Source organism: Mucilaginibacter sp. P4_G9 (genome assembly GCF_056400985.1).
Map to the genome: position 1 here is coordinate 21,116 of NZ_JBFUKF010000007.1, position 26,500 is coordinate 47,615.

At 42.9% G+C, this 26,500-nt stretch carries 22 protein-coding genes; 13 read left to right on the forward strand and 9 right to left on the reverse strand.

The genetic code is table 11. The features are described 5' to 3' along the window. Positions 1 to 31: 31 nt before the first annotated feature. On the reverse strand, positions 32 to 1,213 hold the full coding sequence (locus AC1DPZ_RS01710; protein ID WP_477400833.1) for an asparagine synthetase B: 1,182 nt from the start codon (positions 1,211 to 1,213) through the stop codon (positions 32 to 34). A 372-nt stretch (positions 1,214 to 1,585) separates the two neighbouring features. Here AC1DPZ_RS01710 and AC1DPZ_RS01715 point away from each other — a divergent pair, with 372 nt between their 5' ends. Together AC1DPZ_RS01715 and AC1DPZ_RS01720 are read left to right on the forward strand one after the other, a co-directional pair. Then, positions 1,586 to 2,023, forward strand: a complete 438-nt coding sequence (locus AC1DPZ_RS01715; RefSeq protein WP_477400805.1) for a peptidylprolyl isomerase — start codon at positions 1,586 to 1,588, stop codon at positions 2,021 to 2,023. A gap of 84 nt (positions 2,024 to 2,107) precedes the next feature. Then, positions 2,108 to 2,623, forward strand: a complete 516-nt coding sequence (locus AC1DPZ_RS01720) for a DUF5606 family protein (protein ID WP_477400807.1) — start codon at positions 2,108 to 2,110, stop codon at positions 2,621 to 2,623. 127 nt (positions 2,624 to 2,750) lie between these two features. Here the strand turns inward: AC1DPZ_RS01720 and AC1DPZ_RS01725 are convergent, their stop codons facing one another. The 3 genes from AC1DPZ_RS01725 to rlmH form a co-directional block, all read right to left on the reverse strand. Then, a complete protein-coding gene (locus AC1DPZ_RS01725; RefSeq protein WP_477400809.1) occupies positions 2,751 to 3,161 on the reverse strand; it encodes a Dabb family protein in 411 nt (136 codons plus the stop codon). Positions 3,162 to 3,262: 101 nt separating this feature from the next. Continuing rightward, on the reverse strand, positions 3,263 to 4,192 hold the full coding sequence (locus AC1DPZ_RS01730) for a cation diffusion facilitator family transporter (protein ID WP_477400810.1): 930 nt from the start codon (positions 4,190 to 4,192) through the stop codon (positions 3,263 to 3,265). 147 nt (positions 4,193 to 4,339) lie between these two features. Next, the gene (gene rlmH / locus AC1DPZ_RS01735) at positions 4,340 to 4,813 is read right to left on the reverse strand and encodes a 23S rRNA (pseudouridine(1915)-N(3))-methyltransferase RlmH (RefSeq protein ID WP_477400811.1); all 474 of its coding nucleotides are present in this window, start codon (positions 4,811 to 4,813) and stop codon (positions 4,340 to 4,342) included. Positions 4,814 to 4,880: 67 nt separating this feature from the next. On the opposite strand from rlmH, the gene AC1DPZ_RS01740 reads away from it, so the two are divergent. After that, positions 4,881 to 6,689, forward strand: a complete 1,809-nt coding sequence (locus AC1DPZ_RS01740) for a MutS-related protein (protein ID WP_477400813.1) — start codon at positions 4,881 to 4,883, stop codon at positions 6,687 to 6,689. A 110-nt stretch (positions 6,690 to 6,799) separates the two neighbouring features. Here AC1DPZ_RS01740 and AC1DPZ_RS01745 read toward each other — a convergent pair whose 3' ends face one another. Then, on the reverse strand, positions 6,800 to 9,343 hold the full coding sequence (locus tag AC1DPZ_RS01745) for a TonB-dependent receptor (protein WP_477400814.1): 2,544 nt from the start codon (positions 9,341 to 9,343) through the stop codon (positions 6,800 to 6,802). A gap of 213 nt (positions 9,344 to 9,556) precedes the next feature. Next, entirely contained in the window at positions 9,557 to 12,361 is a 2,805-nt protein-coding gene (gene leuS / locus AC1DPZ_RS01750; protein WP_477400816.1) for a leucine--tRNA ligase, read from the reverse strand. Positions 12,362 to 12,731: 370 nt separating this feature from the next. Here leuS and AC1DPZ_RS01755 point away from each other — a divergent pair, with 370 nt between their 5' ends. The 3 genes from AC1DPZ_RS01755 (at position 12,732) to AC1DPZ_RS01765 (ending at position 15,421) form a co-directional block, all read left to right on the forward strand. After that, positions 12,732 to 13,517 carry a hypothetical protein gene (locus AC1DPZ_RS01755; RefSeq protein WP_477400817.1) on the forward strand — a complete coding sequence of 262 codons (786 nt, stop codon included), beginning with the start codon at positions 12,732 to 12,734 and terminating at the stop codon, positions 13,515 to 13,517. A gap of 282 nt (positions 13,518 to 13,799) precedes the next feature. Beyond that, positions 13,800 to 15,026 carry a C4-dicarboxylate transporter DctA gene (gene dctA, locus AC1DPZ_RS01760; protein WP_477400818.1) on the forward strand — a complete coding sequence of 409 codons (1,227 nt, stop codon included), beginning with the start codon at positions 13,800 to 13,802 and terminating at the stop codon, positions 15,024 to 15,026. 149 nt (positions 15,027 to 15,175) lie between these two features. After that, positions 15,176 to 15,421: a hypothetical protein gene (locus tag AC1DPZ_RS01765; protein WP_477400819.1), complete on the forward strand. Its 246-nt coding sequence runs from the start codon at positions 15,176 to 15,178 to the stop codon at positions 15,419 to 15,421. A 43-nt stretch (positions 15,422 to 15,464) separates the two neighbouring features. Here AC1DPZ_RS01765 and AC1DPZ_RS01770 read toward each other — a convergent pair whose 3' ends face one another. The 3 genes from AC1DPZ_RS01770 to AC1DPZ_RS01780 form a co-directional block, all read right to left on the reverse strand. Then, on the reverse strand, positions 15,465 to 15,947 hold the full coding sequence (locus AC1DPZ_RS01770) for an N-acetyltransferase family protein (protein ID WP_477400821.1): 483 nt from the start codon (positions 15,945 to 15,947) through the stop codon (positions 15,465 to 15,467). A gap of 30 nt (positions 15,948 to 15,977) precedes the next feature. Then, positions 15,978 to 16,979 carry a hypothetical protein gene (locus tag AC1DPZ_RS01775; RefSeq protein ID WP_477400822.1) on the reverse strand — a complete coding sequence of 334 codons (1,002 nt, stop codon included), beginning with the start codon at positions 16,977 to 16,979 and terminating at the stop codon, positions 15,978 to 15,980. A gap of 165 nt (positions 16,980 to 17,144) precedes the next feature. Continuing rightward, complete coding sequence (locus tag AC1DPZ_RS01780) at positions 17,145 to 17,495, reverse strand: hypothetical protein (protein ID WP_477400823.1); 351 nt, start codon at positions 17,493 to 17,495, stop codon at positions 17,145 to 17,147. 515 nt (positions 17,496 to 18,010) lie between these two features. Between AC1DPZ_RS01780 and sucD the strand changes: the two genes are divergently transcribed. The 7 genes from sucD (at position 18,011) to AC1DPZ_RS01815 (ending at position 26,247) form a co-directional block, all read left to right on the forward strand. Continuing rightward, positions 18,011 to 18,886 carry a succinate--CoA ligase subunit alpha gene (gene sucD, locus AC1DPZ_RS01785; RefSeq protein WP_477400825.1) on the forward strand — a complete coding sequence of 292 codons (876 nt, stop codon included), beginning with the start codon at positions 18,011 to 18,013 and terminating at the stop codon, positions 18,884 to 18,886. Positions 18,887 to 18,999: 113 nt separating this feature from the next. Then, complete coding sequence (locus AC1DPZ_RS01790; protein ID WP_477400826.1) at positions 19,000 to 19,521, forward strand: PH domain-containing protein; 522 nt, start codon at positions 19,000 to 19,002, stop codon at positions 19,519 to 19,521. A 78-nt stretch (positions 19,522 to 19,599) separates the two neighbouring features. Continuing rightward, complete coding sequence (locus AC1DPZ_RS01795; RefSeq protein ID WP_477400827.1) at positions 19,600 to 21,150, forward strand: serine hydrolase domain-containing protein; 1,551 nt, start codon at positions 19,600 to 19,602, stop codon at positions 21,148 to 21,150. A gap of 182 nt (positions 21,151 to 21,332) precedes the next feature. Next, positions 21,333 to 21,701 carry a methionine-R-sulfoxide reductase gene (locus tag AC1DPZ_RS01800; protein ID WP_477400828.1) on the forward strand — a complete coding sequence of 123 codons (369 nt, stop codon included), beginning with the start codon at positions 21,333 to 21,335 and terminating at the stop codon, positions 21,699 to 21,701. 576 nt (positions 21,702 to 22,277) lie between these two features. Continuing rightward, positions 22,278 to 23,249 (forward strand): ribonucleoside-diphosphate reductase small subunit, encoded by a 972-nt coding sequence (locus AC1DPZ_RS01805; protein WP_477400829.1) that lies wholly within the window; start codon positions 22,278 to 22,280, stop codon positions 23,247 to 23,249. Positions 23,250 to 23,436: 187 nt separating this feature from the next. Next, positions 23,437 to 25,809: a ribonucleoside-diphosphate reductase subunit alpha gene (locus AC1DPZ_RS01810; RefSeq protein WP_477400830.1), complete on the forward strand. Its 2,373-nt coding sequence runs from the start codon at positions 23,437 to 23,439 to the stop codon at positions 25,807 to 25,809. Positions 25,810 to 26,037: 228 nt separating this feature from the next. Beyond that, positions 26,038 to 26,247, forward strand: coding sequence for a cysteine-rich CWC family protein (locus tag AC1DPZ_RS01815; RefSeq protein WP_477400831.1), 210 nt, complete (start codon positions 26,038 to 26,040; stop codon positions 26,245 to 26,247). The last annotated feature ends 253 nt before the right edge of the window (positions 26,248 to 26,500 follow it).

Consider the following 26,500-nt stretch of genomic DNA (forward strand, 5'->3'; position numbering starts at 1 on the left):
CCGATCCCCGCACCCCGGAACACATATCCGATCAAGTTTTCTGTTTCTTCTTCTTGGCAGCCGGGAACAATACATTGTTTAATATCAACCGGTAACCGGCAGAATTGGGGTGCAGTTTCAAATCTGTTGGCGGGTCGCCTACAGCATGCTGAAAATCTTCGGGATCGTGACCGCCGTAAAAGGTCCACTGGCCTTTGCCGTATTCACCGTGAATGTAGCGGGCCTCGTTGGCTGTTTTCATTTCGCCCATGATAGTAACACCGGGTTTTAGCATGCTTTTGTTATAAGCTGTGGTAAGGCCCATAAAACCTTTGATCACCTTGTCATGATCCTGCGTGAGCATACTGGGAACAACATCCCATTTAGCCGAAAAATCAAACAGCGTAAAAAAATCATGCGGACGATCAACCTGCCGGGTAGTAGTTACATCGATATTACTGAACTGGTGCGACATGGGGTTCATATCCAGCGTAAAATTCTGAAAGGCGAAGGTTTGGCTAAAATCCAGTTTCGATTGCGCGTCCGGGTCGGCTGCATCACCGTCAAACATGCGCTCACAAATATCTGTATTAGCTGATGCCAGCGCGATGTCAAACGTATCGGTGCCCGAGCACATGGCAAACAAAAAGCCTCCACCCGCACAAAAATTGCGGATGTTTTTGGCTACAGCCAGTTTCATTTGCGATACCTTTTTAAAGCCCAACTTATGGGCAAGGGCTTCCTGTCCCTTTACATCGTCACTATACCATTGCGCAAATCTGAATGCGCCATAAAATTTACTGTATTGGCCGGTAAAATCCTCATGGTGCAGGTGCAGCCAGTCGTATTTAGGCAGGTCGCCTTTTATTACTTCTTCATCATAAACTACGTCGTATGGAATCTCGGCATATTTTAAAACCAGCGTTACAGCATCATCCCAGGGCAGCTTATTCTTGGGCGAATAAACAGCCATTTTGGGGGCCTTCTCCAGCTTAACCAGGTCCATATTTACCGATGGATCACTTACCTCGGTAATTATCTCGTTTACCTTGGCGTCGGCCAGTACCTGGTAACTTACCCCACGGATCTTGCATTCCTCCTCCATTTTTTGGTTGTACTTCATCATAAAACTGCCGCCACGGTAATTAAGCAGCCAGTCAACTTCCTCGCCATTCTTCAAGGCCAAAAAAGCGATACCATATGATTTCAGGTGATCCTTTTGCTCATCATCCATAGGGATGAGGATGGAGGCAGCTTTTAATATGGAGGGCGTCAAAGCTAAAAGCAGAAGGCTGAAAGCTAAAAGCCGAAAAGAATGTAAAAGGCGAAAGGCGAAAAGCAGGAAAATAGGTGAAAGGCGAAAGGTGAAAGGCGAAAGGTATTTTTTATATAGTTTATTATCCACTGTTCGGTTGTGCTTATTTATCAAATGTAACGAATAAACGGGTAAAAGTATTACGATGGGTTACTGTGATTAACTACAAATAAGTAATGCAATAAAAGCTTTCTGCCTCTCGCTTTAAGCCTTTAGTTCCTTTTACCTTTCGCCTTTTACCTTTCACCTCAAATCATTACCTTTGCCAACTGTTTTTAAAAAAACAAAGAAATGAGCAAAGCAATAATTAAAACTGAAAAAGGCGATATGACCGTAGAGTTTTACGATCAGGATGCCCCAAATACTGTAGCTAACTTTAAAAAATTAGCAAAATCAAACTTTTATGATAACGTTATTTTTCATCGCGTTATCCCTAACTTTATGGTACAAGGCGGCGACCCAACCGGTACCGGCGCTGGTGGCGCCGGCTACAAAATTGATTGCGAATTAACAGGCGATAATCAATACCATGATCGTGGCGTACTTTCAATGGCACATGCCGGACGCAATACAGGCAGCTCACAATTCTTTATTTGCCACAACCGCGCTAACACCGCTCACTTAGACCGTAACCACACTGTTTTTGGTAAAGTGATTGAGAATGTTGACGTGGTCGACGCTATCCGCCAAGGCGATAAAATTTTAAGCATCGAAGTAATAGAAGATTAAGTTATTGGTTGATTGAGTGAGTAGTTGATTAGGTTTAAAACTCAATCAACCATTCACTTAATCAACCTAATCAACCAATAAAAAATGAATTTACAAGGAATTGTAGCTGTATCGGGCAAACCGGGCTTGTGGAGAGCGTTAGCGCAAAATAAAACCGGTTATGTACTGGAAAGTCTTGATGCTCAAAAAACCAAACTGGTAGCCAACCTTTCAACCGCCAAATTAGCTGCATTAAGCGAAATCACCATTTTTGGTGTCGATGATGATATCAAACTTACGGACGTTTTTGAGCAAATGAAAACTGCCTCAAATATTCCTGATGCCAAGGCCGATGGTAAAAAACTAAGGACTTTTTTTTATGAAGTAGCACCGGATCATGATGAGGAGAAAGTATATGCCTCTGATATGAAAAAGATCATTTCATGGTTCCAGGTATTAAAAGATATGCCGCTTTTTAACGAAGCCGATCCAACCCAGGCACCTGCTGTAGCAGACGCTCCGGTTGCGGAAGAGCCGGTTGCCGAAGCTGTAACAGCTGAGCCCGAATCGGCGCCTACCCCAAAAGCAAAAGCTAAAAAAGCTACAAAAAAAGCCGAGTAATCGGCTTTTTGCTTTTCCCATTAATTATTTCCGACAGTCATTACGGTGCCTTGCAAATCCAATCTGTATAAGAGATTGCTTAGTGCCTCAATTACGGGTATTTTATTGAATTGGTTAACCTTATATCTTACGCATCCACCGCATCATATACAATAACCTTTTCCCAAAGATGGCTGCAGTTTTTAATAAACTCCAGGTGTATGGGGTGGGTTTGATAAGTGGCCTGTCCGGCAAGGTCGCTGAAGAACATTAGTTCTGATACTGCCCAGCTGTTATCAACCACGTCACGTTTTTCGGTACTGGCAACTACACCTACACGCAGCTTGCGCACAGTTTCAATTTTCGAAAGGGTTTTAAGACCAGCTATCAGCTTATCACGGTCTTCAACCGAGCCTGGGTTTTTAAGCCAGAAAAATACATGATGTATTACCGGCCATTCTTCTTTTGTTTGTACTAAAGGAAATGCAGATGCTGCTACTGTACCTGCGGCAAGGGTAACCGTTGTGGTTATAAATTTTCTTCTGTTTGAGGTGCTCATGGTAGGTTAAATAATGAGCGTTAAATTAGGAAGAATTATTTGAAATAATGATATCCTGCCGGATACCAAACACCTACCCAAACAGTCTGCAAATTACTTTCTTACAAACACTCCACCTGCTTGCACTTTTCATCAGCAAACTCAGGTTCAAAAGTGCTGTGGTTGATATCCAGGTGTTCCAGGCGATGACGAAGATCGTGCTTGATGCTGTCGAAATCGGCAATGGCTTCGGGTTTGATGACCAGGTGAGCGGTAAGGGCATTTTCGGTAGTACTTAACGCCCAAACATGCATGTGGTGCACATCAACAACCCCCTTGGCCTTCATGAGTTCAATTTTTATTTTTTCAAGGTCTATCTCCTTTGGTACGCCATCCATTTCAAGGCGCAGACTGTCTTTTAAAAGCCCCCAGGTGCCACGAAGTATCACAAAGGCTATGATAATACTCACAACGCTATCTATCCAATACTGGCCTGTAAAATAAATAATAACGCCAGATACAACTACCCCAAAAGACACAATGGCATCTACAGCCATGTGCAGGTACGCGCCTTTTATATTAAGGTCGGTATCTTTATCTTTTACAAATAACCATGCTGTAAGGGCATTAATACCAATACCTATAAAAGCTACCCAGGCCATTGTTCCGCCCGATACGGTTTCGGGATTCATGAAGCGCATCACAGCCTCATAAACTATGAAGCCTACAGCCACAACCAGGATCAGGGCATTAAAGAAAGAAACAATAATGGTTGATCGTTTATAGCCGTAGGTATATTGGCTATTAGCGCTCACCTTAGTCAATTTAAAGGCCAGCAGAGCTAAAGCCAATGAAGCAACATCGCTTAGGTTATGCCCGGCATCTGTTAATAACGACAGCGAGTGCGTTATAAAACCCGCAACAGCCTCCACAACCACAAACACCGAGTTTAATATAATACCGATGATGAATGCGGTGTTCAAATGATCTAACCGGGGGGCATGATCATGGTGATGATGACCGTGTGCATGTGAATGATCGTGACCTGACATAATAACAAAGATAGGGAAAATGATTTCAGATGTGCAGATATCAGATATGCGGATGTTTGTCTTAATCAAAAATTCATCTGAACCGGGATCAAGGAATTGTCACAATCATCTGCACATCTGAAATCCGAAATCTGCACATCTGCACATCTATTCATGATGATACGGCTCGCCCTTCATTATTGTATAAGCGCGGTACAACTGTTCAACAAAAAACAGGCGGACCATCTGGTGTGAGAAGGTCATCCTCGACAGCGAGATCTTATCGTTTGCCCGGTGATATACCGATTGATCGAATCCATAGGGGCCGCCTATAATGAATACAAGGTTGCCCGATAAGCTGATCTCCTTTTTGTTGATATAGGCCGCAAATTGGGTGGACGAATATTCGGCACCCTTCTCATCCATCAGGATCACATGGTCAAGCGGGTTTATTTTTTTCAGGATCAGCTCGGCTTCTTTAGCTTTTTGCTGTTCGGCACTGAGGGCCTTGGTGTTTTTCAGTTCGTTAATTTCAACCAGCTCTAATTTAGTATAATGCTTCAGGCGCTTTATATATTTATCAATGCCCTCTTTTAAATAAGCGTCCTCGGTTTTGCCAACTGTTAAAAACGTGATCTTCATATCTAAAACAAATAAACGTTTATTTGAAATATATGTGTTTATTTAGCCTCAACTTTTTTACCAAAAAATGGAACAGGATATTATCAACGATTATACTCAACGGGCCAGTGCCGCGCAGCAGGAAGCCACCAAATATAAAAAACTGGCCAATACCTATTCGCTGCTCAGGCTCAGCATTTTCGCGCTGATTGTTGTAGCCATTAGCATTGCAGTACAGCAGGATGACTTTAGCATTGTGGCGGTAGCTTTTATTATATTGGTTTTCGCTTTTGCCTGGCTTGTATCGCGCCAAAGCCGGTTCGAAAAACTGAAACAATATTTCGACGATCTGCAAAAGGTAAACCTTAACGAGGTTGACAGCATACAAACCCACACCAATATTTATAACGATGGCGCCCGCTTTGCCAGCGAAAAACATTTTTATACTGCCGACCTGGATATTTTTGGTAACGCATCCCTGTATCAGCTGGTAAACCGCACCGCTACTTCAACAGGTAATACCAAACTTGCTGAGTGGTTTGATAAGCCATCAGCAAAAGACGTTATTTTACAACGACAGGAAGCTATCAAAGAGATAAGCACCAAAACCGACTGGAAACTGGAGTTCCAAACCCGCCTGCTGTTTGCCATACAGCAGGATGTTAACCAACTTAAAAACCTGTTTAAATACCTGCACCTTCCGCTTGATATGCCCGGCGAAAAATGGCTTACGCTATATGTCAAAATTGCTCCCTGGTTATTTACGGCAACATTAATACTGGCATGGTTTATCCCCCAGGCAAAGCTTGCAGCTATTATAATTGGGATAGCTAATATGGGTATCGTTTTCTCTAAAGCTATGTACATCAGCAAGGCCGATATAATTGCCGGTAAAATAGGTGATACGTTGGCCAACTACGCCAATGTATTTAAACGCATTGAAGAAGAGCCATGGCAGGCCACCTATAATGCTTCGCTGGCAGGAATATTAAAAAACAGTAAAACCTCCAACAAAATAAAGGAACTCGCCGCGCTTATCAACAAGCTCAATTATCATTTAAATATGATAGTAGGTTTTGTTTTGAACCTATTTTTTTTGTGGGATATCCGCCAGGTGATTGCCATAGAAAACTGGAAACGCCGGAACACCGAAAGCCTGGAAGCCGCCTTTGATGTAATTGCCGCGTTTGAAGCGCTGATCAGCCTCTCAGGATTGGCGATTAATTATCCCGCCTGGGCATTTCCACAAATTGAGGACAAACCCGGCTACACACTAATCGCCCAATCACTTGCCCACCCGCTTATTGATGCCGGTAAACGCATCGAAAATGACTATGAACTGGATGATACCTTTAAAATTGATATCATCACCGGATCAAACATGGCAGGTAAGAGCACTTTTTTACGTACCATAGGCATCAATACCGTACTGGCACTGTGCGGGGCTCCGGTATGCGCTAAAAGCATGCGTGTTTCGGTAATTACCATGATCAGCTACATGCGCATCAAAGATTCATTGAACGAAAGTACCTCCACCTTTAAAGCCGAGCTCGATCGACTGCAAATGCTGCTGGCTGCTGTGGAGAATAAACCTAAGATCTTTTTCCTGATTGATGAAATGCTGCGCGGCACCAACTCGGTTGATAAATACCTTGGCTCAAAAGCTGTGATAGAGCAACTGATAAGTAAAAACGCCGTTGGGCTGGTTGCCACCCATGATCTGCAGATTGCCCGCCTGGAAGATAAATACCCTGAGTATGTACGCAATTTCTACTTCGACATACAGGTAAAGGATGGCGAAATGCTGTTTGATTATAAAATTAAACATGGCGAGTGCAAAACCTTTAACGCTACCTTATTATTGAAACAGATAGGGATTAATGTGGAAGTGGAATAAAGGTTAGAAGCAATGACATTCTTTAAAAATAAAAAGAGCCGGAAGACTAAATCTCCCGGCTCTTGTATTTTCAAAAATCTTGATTCTTGACTCTAATCTCTTGATTCTTCTTATCTACCGCCTGCAGGTGTATTACCCTGACCACCCTGATCGCCTTGTTTAAGGTCATCGTTGTTTACGCCTTTTTTCTGTTGCTGTGGATTGCTGAAGCTTAGCTTACCAAAGTTGTAGCTAAACGTTAAACCGAAAGAACGGAAAGGGAATGCTGTTGAGCTGGTTTGTGTAAACGAAGCATTGCTGATATTGGAGTTAAAGTGTTTATCCCTGGCAAATGGCTGTACAGTATTAAAGCCAATAGCCAGTTTTTTATCCATAAATTGTTTCTTCAAACCAAAGGCGTATATGCCAAACGCCGGGTTGGTACCCTGGATTGTTCTGCGTGCCGAATTGGTAAAGCCAAATAACTCCATCAGTATATTATGGCTAAACTGGTATGAGGCGCTTCCGAAAGCAGTATACTGGAAATAAACACCTGTTTTTGAGGCTGCAATATCATACTGCGGGAATATGGTTGGATTATAAGTGAACCCGTTAATACTTGCCCGTATGGTAAGTGCCTTTACCGGGTTTATCGATCCAAAGAAACTTGCACCAAATGAATTATTTTTACCAACATTTTGGTAAGCGGTACGGGTTCCGTTTATTACCTGGCCATTTATAGTCTCGGTTAAAGGACTTGCGATACCCTCTATCAGGTTATTGGTGTTTTTGTAATAAACCGAGAAATTAAGCACGGATGATTTAACAAACTTATTAACGTTTAACTCCACCGTTTGTGATACCTCGGGCGCCAGGTTCACGTTACCTACGGTTTGGCTTTGTACGTTGCTGCGGTTAATAAACGGATTTAAAAACTGCAGGCTTGGCCTTTGGATACGTTTGCTGTATGATAACTTAATAGTTTGGGTACCCAATTGCTTTTGGATAGTTAAACTTGGCACATAAGTAGTGTAGCTTGATGTAAACGGCTTTAAATCCTGGTAGAGATCGCCTACTTTCTCCGGATCCTGGAAAGGATTTTGCGGATCACCTTTTATCCTGGTGTTTTCAACACGGCCGCCTACCAGTAATGAATAGCTTTTTGGCAAAGTGAAAGTTAATACCGCATAACCGGCGTATACATTCTGATTATAATCATACAGGTTTGAATTCAATGAATCACGTACAGCGTTATTACCGGAGTTATCTGTATTAAATATATCGTAATTGCTGTTTATGCGGCGTTGTATGGTCTTACCACCGGCCTCAATTTTTAATACTTTATTTAAAGGCAATGTATAATCTGCCTGGAAGGTATATTCATTGTTAATACCATTATTATTACCCCTTTGGCTTGGGTTAACCGCGGTAAACAAGCTGGCATAGTCAGTTTTTATATCGCTATGGCTCCATTGCCCGGATAGGGTGAACTCCTCGCCCTCTTTTTTAAACTTATGCGTGTAATCAAGGTTCCAGTCAAATCCGCTAAATTTATTATGCGATTGGGTGGTGCTGGTATACTGGCTTAGTACACCCCCTAAATCAATATTGTTAATTCCCTTTCCTTCAATATTAAAACCACCATCATTAAGTCTAAGGGTACTGTTAAAGCTGTTAAAAGCATTAACCTCATAACCTGCAGTAACAGAGCCTATAGCACCATGCCTTTTAATGCGGCTTGTTGAATTATTATAATTATGGCGGGTAACCGTACCATCGGCATCCCTAAATACCTGGTCGAAAGTGGTTGTAGATGTTTGCGGCCAGGTTAAGTTACCACCGGCATTAATACCCAGGCTAAACCTGTTTTTGTTGTAGTTAAAGTTTATGTTGCCATTGTTTTGACGGGTGCCCACACCACCACTTACGGAACCGCTTATACCCGAAACATTTTTTTGCTTGGTAATGATGTTGATGATACCTCCAGAACCCTCTGCATCATATTTTGCTGATGGAGAAGTTACCACCTCGATGCTTTTGATCTGGTCGGCAGGAATGGTTTTTAATACATCCGCTAAACTGGCCGAAGTTGCGCCTGATGGTTTACCGTTAATAAGTACACGAACGTTTTGATCGCCGCGGATAGATACGTTACCGTTGATATCAACAGCAACCAAAGGTACTTTTTGCAATACATCCGTAGCGTTACCGCCTGCAGCGGTAAGGTCTTTTTCGGCATTGTAAACAATCTTATCTATCTTGTTTTCAATCAGCGGCGCCTGCCCCACTACATTAACCGTTGCCAATGCTTTTGCTCCCGGGGATATGAAAACACTACCCACTTTATTGTCGGGTTTTGAAGCCGTGGTAGTAATTGGCTCAATTGTTTTTGATGGATAACCGATAAAAGATACTATCAGTTTATAAGTACCTGGCTTTACATTATCAATTTTAAAATTTCCCTTTTCGTCGGTTACTACACCGTTTAAGGGCGATTTGCCACCGCTGCGGTATAAACCCACAGTAGTATAATCCATTGGCTTTTTTGTAATTGAATCAATCACTGTACCAGATATACGGCCAACAATATTTGGCCCGCCACCACCCACATTAAACTGGGCTTTAGCCGAAAGAGCAAAACAAAAAAGTGCTATAAGTATGTAAAAACGTTTCATTTGTAAGTATTTTCGTAATTGGAGGCGAAAATACTTTAAATGTTACACCGTAAACCTTTCTTTTTTTACTAAAGTGCAAATTGTCATGTATATGTTACACTAAGAAGATAATAATGCAGAACTACCGTTTATAACCTATTTTTTTGGAAAGTTTTAAGCAAGGCGCTTCCCACCAATAACCAGAATAGCCATGCAAACAAAATGCTCACTATCCTACACCACCATATTAACAATCCTGCCTTTAACTACAATCACCTTTTTAGGCGCTTTACCATCGAGGTATTTTTGTACATCGGTGTTGGCTAAAACGGTAGTTTCTATTTCCTTTACGTCGAGGCTCAATGAAATATTGAGGTTCATCTTCATTTTACCGTTGATAGATATCGGGTAAGCAAATTCATCCTCTATTAAATAAGCGCTGATGAACTTAGGGAACGACGCATACGATAAACTACCGGCCGGGTTACCCAATAATGTCCATAATTCCTCGCAAATATGCGGAGCATAGGGTGACAGGATGATCACCATATCCTGCAATATCGCGCGGTTATTACATTTCAGGTCGGTTAATTCATTTACCGCGATCATGAAGCTGGAAACTGAAGTATTGAACGAGAAACGCTCAACATCTTCCTCCACCTTGCGGATGATCTTGTGTAATGACTTCAGCTCGGCTTTTGAAGGCCCGGCGCCAGATACGCTAAACTCCCAAGCCTCGTTATGGAACATTCTCCAGAATTTACGCAGGAATTTGAACACGCCTTCAATACCATTGGTATTCCAGGGCTTGCTTTGCTCCAACGGACCAAGGAACATTTCATACATGCGCAGGGTATCGGCACCGTAACGGCTAATAATATCGTCTGGATTAACTACGTTGAACTTGGATTTTGACATCTTTTCAACCTCGACGCCACAGATATATTTACCATTTTCCAGTATAAATTCCGCAGTATCAAATTCAGATCTAAACTTTTTGAATTTCTCTATGTTTAGGATCTCATTTTCCACGATGTTTACATCAACATGCAATGGCGAAGTTTTATATTGCTTAATAAGGCCGTGAGAAACAAATGTGTTTGTTCCGCGCCCTTCCTCATCAATCAAACGATATACAAAATTACTCCTACCCTGTATCATGCCCTGGTTTATCAGCTTTTTGAAAGGCTCTTCCTCTCCTACTTTACCAATATCCTTCAAAAACTTATTCCAAAAACGGCTGTACAACAAGTGGCCGGTAGCATGTTCAGATCCACCTATGTATAAATCCACATCTTTCCAGTACTCAATAGCTTCTCTTGATGCAAACTCCTTATCGTTTTTCGCATCCATGTAACGGTACCAATACCAGCTTGATCCTGCCCAGCCCGGCATGGTGCTCAATTCGTATTCTCCTTCTTCATGTTTCCAATTCTCGGCCCTGCCCAATGGCGGTTCGCCGCTTTCAGTTGGCAGGTATTTGTCAACCTCGGGCAATAACAATGGCAGGTGACTTTCTTCAATTAAATGTGGCAAGCCCTCTTTAAAATAAACCGGCACTGGTTCGCCCCAGTAACGCTGGCGGCCAAAAATAGCGTCGCGCATCCTGAAATTTACTTTTGCTTTACCGGCTCCAATCTCTTCCAGTTTGGCAATAACGGCTGCCGTACCTTCTTTATAATCCAACCCGTTCATAAAGTCGGAGTTGATGTATTTACCTTCCTTGGTCGGGTCGGCTTCGGTTTCAATATTTTGGGTATCGAGGATAGGTACTATCGGCAGGTTAAAATATTTGGCAAACAAATAATCCCGCTGATCGCCAGATGGCACGGCCATTACAGCCCCGGTACCGTATCCGGCTAAAACGTAATCGGCAATCCAGATCTGGATCTTTTCGCCATTCAACGGATTCAATACAAAGCTTCCGGTAAACGCGCCCGAAACCGTTTTGGCATCAGCCATCCTGTCAAGCTCCGATTTCTTTTTGGTTACAGCTATATRGGCATCAATATCTGCCTTTTGCTCAGGTGTGGTTAAAGTAGCCACCAATTCATGCTCGGGCGCTATCACCAAAACAGTAACGCCGAAGATGGTATCTACGCGGGTAGTGAAAACCTCGATGTAATTGTGAGTGGTGAGTGATGAATGGTGAGTGGTTTTGTCAAGCGGAAATTTAACTGACGCTCCGGTACTTTTGCCTATCCAGTTCCTTTGCATTTCTTTCAGCGGCTCGGGCCAGTCGATGGTATCCAATCCATGCAATAACCTTTCCGCATAGGCGGTAATTCGCATGCTCCATTGCATCATTTTCTTTTGCTCAACGGGGAAGCCGCCGCGCTCGCTAAAGCCGTCTTTTACCTCGTCGTTTGCCAATACGGTTCCTAAAGCGGGGCACCAGTTTACGGTGCTTTCGCGCAGGTAGGTAAGGCGATATTTTAACAGTTCTGACTGCTGCTCCGGGTTGCTAAACGCTTTCCATTCACCGGCAGTAAAACTCAATATTTCTTCATCACATACGGCGTTGATGCCGGCTGAACCCTTTTGCTCAAAATGCTCAACCAGTTTGGCAATTGATTCGGCTTTATCAGCATCCTTATTATACCAGCTGTTAAACAGCTGCATAAAAATCCACTGTGTCCACTTATAATAATCTGGCGAGCTGGTGCGCACTTCACGGCTCCAATCAAAAGAGAAGCCTATCTGATCTAACTGGCGGCGGTAGGTGGCAATATTTTCTTCGGTGGTTACCGCCGGGTGCTGCCCGGTTTGTATGGCGTATTGCTCGGCCGGTAAGCCAAAGCTATCGTAACCCATGGGGTGCAGCACGTTAAACCCTTTTAAGCGTTTGTAGCGTGCAAAAATATCAGATGCGATATAACCCAGCGGGTGGCCAACATGCAGCCCCGCACCAGATGGGTATGGGAACATATCCAGCACATAATACTTGGGTTTGGTGCTTTTATCTTCGGCTTTAAACGTTCCGTTCTGTGCCCAAAACTGCTGCCACTTTTGCTCTATATCCTTAAATTGATAGTCCATTTTGTTGTTTACGCGTATGAGGTTGCGAAATTAAGAAAATCTCTATTAGTATGGTAGTTTATTGGCGATTAGTTGATTATAGTGTGGCCGCCCATAAAACGCGCCTATGCAATTTAATCCTTATGCTGCTGCTGTCGTGTCAATCTTTAATTGACGTTAGCCTTTAGGCGAAAGTCTTAAGTTCAAAGTCAAAAAAGAGCAAATCCGGCTCATAACTTAGTACTGTTGACTTAACACTACATTGCATGTACCTGGTGCACAAATAAATAACAAATGAACGCCGGTATTATGGATGTTAATTATTTAGTCCACCTATTTGTAATTAACCATATAAGCATTAAATTTGGCAACACTTTCTTAAACCTTAAACATGAAGCACAATTACAAACTCATCCTTTTGGCCTTTATAGGTATGGCATTTACCTGGGCGGCCTGCAGCAAATTAAAAGACGACCCCAACACCAGCACCGTAAGCACCAAAATAGTAAGCACACAAATGGCTGCCAGCCTTAGTGAATCTTTGTACGGCGAACAGGGCGGCTTTAGCATCGAAGATGGTATCGACTATCCAAGCAACCTTGATTTTGCACACAAAGGCAAAATCAAAGTTCAGTCAAACCATCACGTGGGCTGCGGTTTTAAAATTGATACAACCTTTTCGGTTAACTTTGATACCGACAGTGCAAAACTCGATCTGTGGGAAAAAATTAAATACGAGGTTTTATGCACCAACAACATACCATCAAGCGTAAATGTTAATGATAGCTTACATTTAGTTGTAGTTGGCAGCGGCGTTAACCTTACAGAAAAATATGGCAAAAGCTTTTTATTAAAAAGCCTTAACCCCGGCCAAACAGGTGCAAAGCTTCAGTTGGATGGTAAATTGAATTTATCTGTAAACGGAAGCTACAAAGAAAACAACGCTACAAAAACCATTGCGGGTTCATACAGTTTCACTTTATCGGCGCTGGTTATTGACCGCTCTGCAGGTGCTGATATTATAAGCGGAAACGGAACATTTGCCACTAAAGGAACTTATGATAAAGGCACCTGGAACTACTCGGGAACAATTGTATTCATGGCTGGGCATAAAGCCAAGATTACCATTAATGGCGATGTTTATACTATTAATGTTAAAACCGGACAGGTGTTATAACCGATCTATAAGACATTCATATTCCCCGCTTACTGACTGAATAGACAGGGAATTAAGCGCGGGGTGAGGAGAAACTGTTTCTTGAGCACAGCGAAAAATCTACACCCCACTCTAAAATCATGCATACCTGAATGTATGTCATAATAGTTTTCTCACCTCTCCCCCTTTGCTTTAACAGGAACCCGAGGGAACTTTTTTGTTATAATCAGAACTAATAACTTATTATATTGGCAAAGTAAAACCTTTTGCTCCCCCTTTAGGGTGCTGGGGGTTTGCTTAACAATGAAACGTCTATTCTCAAATCTTTCCTTCCAGGTTCTTATCGCTATTGCCCTCGGTGTTGTCGTCGGACTAAACTTTAAGGGCTTTGCCTCCACTGCCGAGCTCATCAGCAAAACGTTCATCAGCCTTATTACCATGCTGATAGCGCCTATTATATTTTTCACCATTGTGCTGGGTATTGCCGGCATGAGCGATATGAAAAAGGTTGGCCGCGTGGGCGGCAAGGCACTGCTTTATTTTGAAATAGTTACCACCTTTGCCCTTATCATCGGCGTTACGGTGGCCAATATCATTAAACCCGGCGCCGGTTTTGTAAGCCATGCCGTTGCAGATACCAGCAAGCTTGCAGCGTATGAAAAAGCTGCTGCCGAAATGCACTGGGGCGATTTCATTGCCCACATTGTACCCGGCAATGTGTTTGATGCGTTTGCCAAAGGCGATATATTGCAGATCCTGTTCTTCGCTATTTTGTTTGGCGTTGGGTTGAGCCGCATGGGCGAAACCGGTCAATCGGTTATCCAGCTGTTTGATAAGCTCTCCAAAGTGTTCTTCAACATCATGAAGATTGTAATGAAGGTAGCCCCTTTAGGAGCATTTGGTGGGATGGCATTTACCATCAGCAAGTATGGCTTAAAAACCTTGCAGCCATTAGCGCTGCTGATGGGTTCTGTTTATTTAACTATGCTCCTGTTCATTTTTGTAGTGCTGAATATCATTTGCCGCATCTATAAATTCAGCCTGTGGCAATACCTCAAATATATCCGGCAGGAAATACTGATTGTGCTGGGTACCTCCTCTTCCGAATCTGCGTTGCCGGCCATGATGGAGAAGATGGAAAAATTTGGCTGCTCCAAGTCGGTGGTCGGTTTGGTGATCCCTACGGGGTATTCCTTTAACCTGGATGGCACTACCATTTACCTATCCATGTGCGTAATATTTTTGGCGCAGGTATTTAATGTCCCCTTATCACTTGCCCAGCAATTAACCATTATTGGCATCCTCATGATCACCTCCAAAGGCGCCGCAGGGGTAACAGGCAGCGGCTTTATAGTGCTTAGCAGCACACTTACCGCAATAAAAATTATCCCTGTTGAAGGTTTGGCTATACTGATAGGTGTAGACAGGTTCATGTCCGAAGCCCGGGCCATTACCAATGTAATTGGCAATGGAGTGGCAACTATTGTGATTGCGAAAAGTGAGGGAGAGTTTAGCCCCCCGGCCTCCTGAAGGGGGAGTTTTTTGATGGGTTTATTTAGATATTTTTCTCTTAATATCCGGGCGTATCCCGCTGGTAGAAGCGGGCCGGGCTTTCCCCTCATACGCCTGCAGGCATTGCGCACGGGCCGGTATCCGGTACAATCCCTTACGCGAGAATAGTGATAAACAAAAACGAGGATGAAAACAAACATCCGGGCTTTAAAAATTCAATACTTACCATGCAGGAAAACAAATATTCAGGAATGACAGTAAACGAAAGGCTTTATACAAGCGGTTTAATGAATGAGTTTGAAAAAGCAGTTAGAGAGAAAAATATTGAAAAAGTTAAATCTATCTTAAAAGAAATAGAATTAACAGATGACATAACAATCATTGCTATTTTAAAGCAAATAGGATTACAATAAATTCTCCCGGCTACGCCAATTCGCACGAGTATGCATTAAGCTATCACAGTGGCCTATACATAATATAAGTATCTACAAGCCCCAGTTGAAGGTGCCTGAAACCATTGGGGGTAGTGCCAATAATGGTAAAGCCATTTTTTTGCCAAAGCTTTACCGCCTGGTGATTGGTTGAAACTACTATATTAAATTGCATACCCAGGTACCCCTGTTCTTTAGCTATTTGCATAGAATGCCGGCAAAGCAGGCTTCCTATGCCTTTGCCCCTGGCATCAGGATGTACCATATAGCCGCAATTGGCTATATGGTTGCCCAGCCCCACCTGGTTGGGCTTCATGATGTAGGTGCCCAATATTTTATGATCCTCTTCGGCAATAAACGTTTGGATTGGGCTTGCAAACCAATGTTTTTGTAAATCGGCTTTAGGAGTTTCAGGATCAAACGCGTACGTATCTCCTGTTTGTATAACTGTTGAGAATATCTCCCAAATGGAATCATAGTCCTGTTCAGTAGCTGGTCTTATTTTCATAACCTGTAAACTTCCGCTATAGTTGTGGTATTACGGGTTACAAATCGTTTTTAGTTTTTTGCTGTAATCCGCATTTAGTGGCTCGTTGGTTTGGGCAAGGCGCTGCGATCCTACGTTGGCCGGGCAGGCAATACCTTTAGGGCCGTCATAAACCAGGTCGGGTTTGGTGCTGATCAGTTCTTTAGGTACATAAACCTGTACCCGGGTAACAGGATACCCACTCGGGAAATAACGGATATAATAACCATCCGGATGTAAAGACCATATGCCCGACGGTACTTCGGGATTAGGTTGCGGAGCTATGCCGGCCAGCATGGCGTATTTTTCCATTTCTTCGTATGATGCATTACCCGATGCGGCCAGCTGGCGGATATTGTTCTCGGCCTCAAAAACGCTTTGCGCGGCGGCCGGCAGCTGGTCTTTGGCCTTTGCCACCAGGCTTGCCGGAAGTACACCCAGCGCGCCCCCCTCCAGCATAAGCAGTTCCTGCGGAGATAATAAAATGGTTGCAGTTAGTTTGATATCTGTACCAAAATCAGCAAAACGGGTACGGGCGACTATTGCCCAAAGTAATACCTGGATACTACGCTGTTTTACGTCGGGATGTTTTTCGGCATTTTTAAGTATCAGTATCACCACATCGGCCTTGGGCCCCAATACCGGTGCCAGCATATAGCCATCGCCGGTGCTTGGCCCACGTGTACCGGCGTGCAGGCAATAACTTTTGTTGGTCATTTCAAAAAAGCCTGCGCAAAGTTTAAAACCGCCGCCGGGCGCTTTGGGTAAAAGGTATAAAGGCTCGGGTTGCTGTCCTTCAATAAATGATGGTGGTTTGGAACCTGTTTTGTTTACATCTTTAAAACTGGTTGTAATGGCCTGCGGCTGTTTCAGGATCTTGTTTAAACCACCGCCCGAGGCCATCTCGGTGCCTTTATCCAGTAATTTTTTACCAAGCCCGCCAAATTGAGCCTGGGCGGCAGTAATGCAAAACATAAATGCAATAAGTGTAGCAAATTTTTTGTGTGTTTTCATAAGTAACAGGATGTTTAGATGCTGCTAAATTAACTAAAACAATATTAATCGGGTGTTGCAATTAAGTCTGTTTTTTTCTGACAGCTTTCGAAGGGCATAGCAATGGGTAAATTTTCGGGCTATAGTGAAAAATAGTGCTGCTTTCTGCATTCCTCCCAGCTGAGGTCAATCTTTATGCCATTCAACTACATTGAATGAAGTGATTGTTGAATCTTTAGAAAACGATAGCTTTAGTTTTTTAGAATATTCAACATCAGTATCGCCACCATATTTAATTATGATATTATATATGATCAGATTATTTTCTATCCGGTCAGGGCTTCCTAAGAGTTTTATTAATTGTTGTATAGTCATCCCTTTCAATTTATGATTCTTGGTCAAATCGTTTAGCATGTTACCCCGATATTCGGAAGGGAATCCCGGATCGCTATTTTGCCATCTTTCTTTGTTGTATTTTGTTTCAAATGTGCATGAAGCGATAAGCGGAATTAACAGGTAAATTAAAAGTCTACACATACGGTTATTAAAGGGTTTCATAACGATATTATTTGATAACGTGATCTTCATTTGGCTCCGCCGCTGTCGCAAGGCTCCAGCCTTGTGACCCGCATGCTAAGTATGCACCATGCATTTAGGACAGCACTATGTCAGGCAATCAAAATATTGCATCCTTACAAAAACATCTATCTCAAAAACGGTTACAAAACTTACAAAATATAATCCTTCGGGATTTCTGAATTTATAATTGCGGCTCATGCGTTAAAAATACAAAATCTCGGATGAAACCTACATCTGCGATTTGCGTGAAAAGCCAACAGCGGGCGCGGACCTACAGGCAAAGGCAAAGCAAGGACTTGTAACGGTAAACCTGGCCGCCGGTTTTATCGGGTGAAACAACCAAAACCTGCCTGGTAAAGCAAATTATTTAATACCATAAAGTCACTTTTATGTTAACATATAAAATTACCTGCCCCGGGGGTTTGACATTCGGACAAAAACTTTAGCTTTGCCGTACTAAACGAAAAAAACCAATGAGTGTTCTCGTAAATAAAGATTCAAAAGTTATTGTACAAGGTTTCACCGGTAAAGAAGGCAGTTACCATGCCGAGCAAATGATTGCTTATGGTACCCAGCTTGTTGGCGGTGTTACACCTGGTAAGGGCGGTCAGTCGCATTTAGACAGGCCTGTTTTTAACACTGTTAAAGATGCCGTTGACCAAACGGGCGCCGATGTATCTATCATTTTTGTACCTCCGGCTTTCGGCGCTGATGCCATTATGGAAGCTGCTGAGGCTGGCATTAAGGTTATTGTTTGTATTACCGAAGGCATCCCTACAAAGGATATGATTGCGGTAAAAGAATACTTAACCGATAAGGATGCACGCCTTATTGGCCCTAATTGCCCGGGAATTATTACTGCTGATGAAAGCAAAATTGGTATTATGCCAGGCTTTATCTTCAAAAAAGGTAATGTTGGCGTTGTTTCAAAATCAGGAACTTTAACTTACGAGGCGGTTGATCAGGTGGTTAAAGCCGGTTTAGGTATCACTACCGCTATAGGTATTGGCGGCGACCCTATTATTGGCACCCCAACCAAAGAAGCTGTTGAACTATTAATGAATGATCCCGATACTCATGGCATTATCATGATAGGCGAAATTGGCGGAAGCATGGAAGCTGAAGCCGCCCGCTGGATTAAAGAATTTGGCACTAAACCGGTTGTAGGTTTTATTGCCGGCCAAACCGCGCCTCCGGGCCGCAGGATGGGTCACGCGGGTGCAATTGTTGGCGGTGCCGATGATACAGCTGCTGCCAAAATGAAAATTATGGCCGAGTGCGGGATCCGCGTTGTAGAATCTCCTGCAGAAATTGGCGCTGCTATGGCAGAGGAATTGGCGAAGTTATAGTCCCCTAACCCCCTAAAGGGGGAACTGGAAAAACATATTTGAATCCTGGTCAGTTTTGGCCGGGATTTTTTTGTTTTGTTTTAAATTAAATTTACCCGTAACGTATATAGGACATGAAAACAGCTAAAGAATATACCTACAAAAATAAATCGCTTATAGTGGAGCTTAGTTTGTTGATTATGATGACTTTGTTAGTCATTTATATAATTATAAAAATGTATCAACATCTTTTCCTTGCGTTAATTATAGCATCTATACCAGGCACTTTTTTGTATTTTCAAATTTATGTAGTAAGGGTACTCTTGCAATTTAGAAAATACGATAATGGCAAGCAATTAATAATTAGTGAAGACAGGACTATACTTACCTGCATCCATCAAAACAATACAATCAATATCAACCAAACAGATATTAACCGGGTTGAAATATATGAGCAAAAGGATTTAGGTAAATTCGGCAAATACGATTACATGGTTATTTATACTAATGCAGGTGAGCAAATAATTATAACCGATTTAACAGTTCCTTTGCTGGTGTTTGATAGAATTATGGAATTGTTTTTGAAAAAGCGTCCGAGAGTTTATTTCAAAAAACAATTCAATTTTATTGATAGCAAAAAATTTCCACTGCCTTAAATATTACGGCCGGATTAGTATATTATATCCCATTAACAGCTATAAATTCTTTATTTTTAGAAAATCAAGCTTTAACTTATGATCACTAAAAATCTGCATAAACTATTGGGCATAGTCCTGTTGTTTGCCTGTTGCGCAACAGCCACAGCCCAAACCTACAAGCCCGCCGTCTTTACCGATCCCGACAGGTTAAAAAAGATAGAGGCCACCTTCCCCGTCATCGACCAGATTTATAAGGAGTATGCCGAAAAAAATCATTGGCCGGGTCTGGCATATGGTGTCATTGTAGATGGTAAACTGGTTCACGTAGGCGGCCTTGGCTATACCGATGTTCCGAATAAAATTGCAGCCACCTCTAAATCCGCTTTCCGCATTGCATCTATGACCAAAAGCCTCACTGCCATGGCCATTTTAAAGCTACGCGACGAAGGCAAACTGAAACTGGATGACCCGGCCTACCTGTACATTCCCGAGATGAAGAATACCAGGTACCTTACCAAAGATGCAGCGCCGGTAACTGTAAGACACCTGCTCACCCACGCTGCCGGCTACCCGGAAGATAATCCCTGGGGCGACAGGCAACTGGCCGTTAGCGATGATGAGCTGATAGCGCTTTATAAAAAAGGTGTATCCTTTTCCAACAACCCCGGTTTAGGCTACGAGTATAGTAACCTTGGCTTTGCTACACTGGGCTATATCATCAAAAAGGTATCCGGCAAAACCTATGAAACCTACATCAACGAAAATATCCTGAAACCTTTGGGCATGACACATACCTACTGGGAATATACTAAAGTACCCAAAGAGCAATTGGCGCTGGGGTACCGCTGGCTGGATGATAAATGGGTGGAGCAACCCTTGCTGCACGATGGTGCCTATGGCGCCATGGGAGGCCTTATTACTACTATAGAGGATTTTAGCAAGTATATGTCGCTTCACCTGGATGCCTGGCCGCCGAGGGATGATGCCGAAACCGGCCCCATAAAACGAAGCTCGATCCGCGAAATGCAGTACCCCTGGGATGTAAATTATTTAACGGCCAATGCCAAAACAACTACCGGTCGCCCCTGCCCTAATGTGAGCGCCTATGCTTATGGCCTGCGCTGGGCCAAAGATTGCGATAACCGGGTTTATATTGGCCACACGGGCGGCTTACCGGGCTTTGGCAGCCAATGGAATATCATGCCCGATTATGGTATAGGTGTGGTTTCATTCGCCAACCTTACCTATGCGCGCGCAGGCTACCCTAACACGCAGGTGTTGGATACATTGCTTGCCCTATCTGGAATTAAACCACGCCAATTGCCGCCTTCTGTTATACTTGACCAGCGTAAAAATGACCTCCTGAAAGTTATCGCCGACTGGAGCAAAGCCAAAGAAAGCGGCATTTTTGCCGACAATTTTTTTATGGATTACTTTCCCGAAAAACTAAAAGCAGCGGCCGCTGAAGCTTTTGCAAAAGCAGGCAAAACGGCAAGTATTGGTGATGTGATAGCAGAAAATCAATTGAGGGGATATTTTATTATTAAGGGAGAAAATGCCAATATCAAAGTAAGTTTTACGCTCACGCCGGAGAACCCGCCTTTGATACAGGAGTATCATTTGGATATAAGCCCACCGGCCCTCTGAAGGGGAATTCAGTGGTAAAAGCGACTTTCCCGGCACCGTCAAACCAATGTAAACATCCCCCTGTAAAACATTTAATGCCCTCAATTTGTCGTATCTTTATGTAGGTGAAAATGGGGTTCTTATCGATAAAATCAATAATCAATCGGTGAAATTCCCCTAATAATCAGCTTAATCATAAATAAATGGAATATAACAAATTAACGCCCGAAGAAGAAAGGGTAATACTATACAAAGGTACCGAGCGGCCATTTACGGGCGCTTTGCTAAATAATGATGCCCATGGTTTATATGTTTGCAAACGTTGCGACACGCCGCTTTACACTTCCGAATCGAAATTTGAATCGCACTGCGGCTGGCCAAGTTTTGATGATGAGATTCCTGGCGCGGTAAAAAGAGTAACAGATGCCGACGGTCATCGGGTTGAAATTGTTTGTGCAAATTGCGGTGCGCATTTGGGTCACGTTTTTGAAGGCGAATACCTCACTCCAAAAAATACCCGCCATTGTGTAAATTCTGTGTCGATGAAATTTGTATCGGCCCAAAATGCTTAAATAATTTTTAACCCATTCAGGAATATCCGGGTAATGATTATCGTCCCGGATATTTTGTTTTTCCACATCCGGGGTTTGAGATCGTATTTGAGACCGATTTTCGAAATCCCTATCAACCCTTAGCAAAGGTGTTATGCATTTTTCAATAACTGTCGGTGTTAAGTAAAGTAATTTATAATGTTAAATTATTGTATCTGGCAAGTTTTTACACTATGCATTTTAGTGGTTATTTTTAATTAGCTGTAATCAAGTTCATTAATTTTCTGTTTCGCTGAATGGTTTAAAAAGTTATTKYACTAAGTGTTAATAACTCGGGCCTTTGTTAAAARMTWKCATTAACAGCTTTCCAAAGCAAACATTAACTTTGTTGTAGAAGGCAATAAAAAAGTATTCAACAGACAGCCGGATGCACTCGTCATCTAACAATACAAACACTTAGCTGTCAGAGATTTACATGCTAAACCATTGTGGTTAACCAAACCAAATCACAAAAACTCGAGAGCTTTATGTATAATAAGGCTCGCTTTGGTGTCTGATGGCGCTACGTAAAAATAAAACGAAAAAAAACAGGTACCAATGATACAGGAAGACGAAATATTACTGAAAGAGAACAAAGACAGGTTTGTGATACTACCTATTAAGTATCCGGCCATTTGGGAAATGTACAAAAAGGCTGAAGCCAGTTTTTGGACAGCCGAGGAGATCGATCTTTCGGATGATATGAAGCATTGGGAAAACCTGAATCCGGGCGAGAAACATTTCATTTCGCATATCCTGGCTTTCTTTGCAGCAAGCGATGGTATAGTGAATGAAAACCTAGCCGTGAATTTTATGAGCGAGGTACAGTTACCAGAGGCCCGTTGCTTTTATGGTTTCCAGATCATGATGGAGAATATCCACTCAGAAACCTATGCCCTGTTAATTGATACGTATATAAAAGACCCGGCCGAAAAAGACCGCCTGTTTCATGCTATTGATACTATACCATGTGTAACCAAAAAAGCAGAATGGGCGCTGCGCTGGATAAACAATGGCAACTTTGCCGAGCGTTTGGTGGCTTTTGCCGCTGTTGAGGGCATCTTCTTCTCGGGTAGCTTCTGTTCTATCTTCTGGCTTAAAAAACGCGGCCTGATGCCGGGATTAACCTTCAGTAATGAGTTAATTTCGCGTGATGAAGGTTCGCATTGTGAATTTGCCTGCCTGCTGTACAAAATGCTGAACAAAAGGTTAAGTGCCGATGCCGTTTTAAAGATCATTACCGACGCGGTTGAAATTGAAAAAGAATTTGTAACCGATGCATTGCCGGTTAACCTGATTGGCATGAACGCCAAAATGATGGGCCAGTATATTGAATTTGTGGCCGATAGATGGCTGGGCGAGCTGGGTTACGAAAAACACTACGGTGCAAGTAATCCGTTCGACTTTATGGAGATGATATCCCTGCAGGGCAAAACCAACTTCTTTGAAAAACGTGTTGGCGATTACCAGAAAAGCGGTGTATTAAACAACGCCGAGAGCAAGGCGTTTTCATTGGATGAAGACTTTTAAGTCAGTATCAAGTAATTAGTATCAAGTATCAGGATACTTAATTACCCCTAAAAATCACCGGTTGGTAAAAGGTCTTGCTACCTGATACTAACTACTTGATACAAAAAATAAGAGTTAACAATATACAATATATACACAAGTTGGTTCAGGTCTTGCTACCTGGTGCTAACTACTAAATACCACTAACATGCTTGTAGTAAAAAGAGACGGTAGAAAAGAATCGGTAAAATTCGACAAGATCACAGCACGTATCGAAAAACTGTGCTATGGGTTCCAGCTGGTTGACCCAATTGATGTGGCAAAAAAGGTAATTGAAGGTTTATTTGATGGAGTAACCACATCAGAACTGGATAACCTTGCTGCCGAAACTGCCGCGTCACTAACGACGAAGCATCCTGATTATGCTTTGCTGGCATCGCGCATCGCGGTATCAAACCTGCACAAAAACACTATCAAGTCGTTTTCCGAAACCATGCGCATCCTGTACAATTACGTGGATGGCAAAACGGGCAAAAATGCTTCACTTATAGCCGATGACGTATGGGAAGTTATTGAGGCCAATGCCGAACTGCTGGATAGCACCATCATTTATGACCGCGACTTTGGTTTCGATTACTTCGGTTTTAAAACCTTAGAAAAATCATACCTGTTAAAGGTTGACGGTAAAATTGTTGAGCGCCCGCAACACCTGTTTATGCGTGTATCGGTAGGTATCCACAAGGAGGATGTAGAAAGCGCCATCAAAACTTACCATTTAATGAGCGAGCGCTGGTTCACACACGCTACGCCTACGCTTTTCAACGCAGGTACACCCAAACCACAAATGTCGTCATGCTTTTTATTAACCATGAAAGATGACAGCATTGATGGTATATATGATACTTTAAAACAAACCGCTAAAATATCGCAAAGCGCCGGTGGTATTGGTTTAAGCATCCACAATGTAAGGGCTACAGGCTCATACATCAGCGGTACAAACGGTACAAGCAACGGCATTATCCCAATGCTGCGTGTATTTAACGATACCGCCCGTTATGTTGACCAGGGCGGCGGCAAGCGTAAAGGCGCTTTCGCTATTTACCTTGAGCCATGGCATGCGGATATATTTGAATTTTTAGACCTGCGCAAAAACCACGGTAAAGAAGAAATGCGCGCCCGCGACCTGTTTTATGCCCTTTGGGTATCCGACTTATTCATGGAGCGTGTTGAGGCCAACGAAGAGTGGAGCCTGTTCTGTCCGCATGAAGCACCAGGCCTGGCCGATTGCTTTGGTGCCGAATTTGTTGAATTGTACACCCGGTACGAGAAAGAAGGCCGTGCACGCCGGACCGTTAAAGCACAGGAACTTTGGTTTGCCGTATTGGATGCCCAGGTTGAAACCGGCACACCATACCTGTTGTATAAAGATGCTGCCAACAGCAAATCGAACCAGCAAAATTTAGGTACCATAAAAAGTTCAAACCTTTGTACCGAAATTATGGAGTACACCGATGCCAATGAAATAGCGGTTTGTAACCTTGCTTCATTAGCATTGCCACGCTACATCAGCAACGGTGCATTTGATCATAATAAACTGTATGATGTAACTTACCAGGCCACTTTAAACCTGAATAAGATCATCGATCATAACTACTATCCGGTTAAAGAAGCCGAATACTCAAACCTGCGCCACCGCCCTATTGGTTTAGGTGTACAAGGTTTGGCCGATACTTTCATTCAGCTGCGTATGCCGTTTGAAAGCGACCAGGCAAAACAACTGAACAAAGAGATTTTTGAAACCATTTACTTTGCTGCCATGACGGCTTCAAAAGACCTGGCTATAAAAGATGGCGCTTACGAAACGTTTAAAGGTTCGCCATTGTCAAAAGGTAAATTCCAGTTTGATCTTTGGAATGTATCGCCTGCCAGCACCCGTTGGGATTGGGAAAACCTGCGCCTTGATGTAATGAACCATGGTGTGCGTAACTCGCTGTTAGTTGCACCGATGCCAACCGCGTCAACGTCACAAATATTGGGTAACAACGAGTGCTTTGAGCCATATACCTCAAACATTTACACCCGCYGTGTATTAAGTGGTGAGTTTATTGTAGTAAACAAATATTTGCTGCGCGATTTGGTTAACCTTGGTTTATGGACCCCTGCTATGAAAGATAAGATCATCACAGCTAACGGATCTGTACAGGATATCGCTGAAATACCTGCCGATATTAAAGAACTGTACAAAACAGTTTGGGAAATTAAGATGCGCAACATTATTGATATGGCTGCTGATAGAGGCGCTTATGTTTGCCAGTCGCAATCATTAAACCTGTTCATCAACTCGCCAAACGCTTCCAAACTTACTTCAATGCACTTCTACGCATGGAAGAAAGGCTTAAAAACAGGTATGTATTACCTGCGTACACAAGCCGCTTCGCAAGCTGTTAAGTTCACTGTTGAAAACCAGGGCGGATCAAACATGGAACCAGTTATTCCTGAGCATGTAAACCAGCTTGCTGATAACGTTCCGGAAGGCCCAAGCTGCTCGATGGAAGAAGGTTGCGTTACTTGTTCTGCGTAATTTTTTGGACAAAGGATTTTTGGACAAAAGATAAAGGACTATAGGAAAAGTCCATAAGCCACAGGGTTTATGGACTTTTCCTTTTGATGCCTTTTTGGGGAATAACGGATTGCATCATACAGCACAATTGTTTATATTTAATGACACTGATGTTTTATTAATTATTTCAACTTTCTCTACCTTCGTACATAACCATGGTCTATGGACCATCGACCACGAACTAAAAAAATGCACCCAAAACACGAGATCATCCGTTGCGAACGCTGTGAGGCCCCTTTTGAATGTAAAGCAAATTCATTCACCAAGTGCCAGTGCAGTACTGTGCAGCTTACCCTTAACGAGGTGCAATATGTAAGCGAGCTTTATGAAGGGTGCTTATGTGTCAATTGCCTGCTGGTTGTTCAGCAGGAGTATAGGGTTGGTATGGGATTGGTTTAATTGTAGATAATCGTGCATTTCCACGCGTCATTGCTGTAAGTGCCGACCAGCCCAGCTGGAAAAAACAGTAATGGCATGTATGGATACCACAACCGCCTCCTGATCGTCATTGCGAGTATCCATCAGGTAAGAACCTGAAAAAAATCGTGATGACGTGTTTACTTATGCAAGTAGTTGGCCTGTCACCCTGAGCCTGTCGAAGGGTCGCGCGCAGAGGCCTTCACCCGCTATGCTTCGACAGGCTCAGCATGAC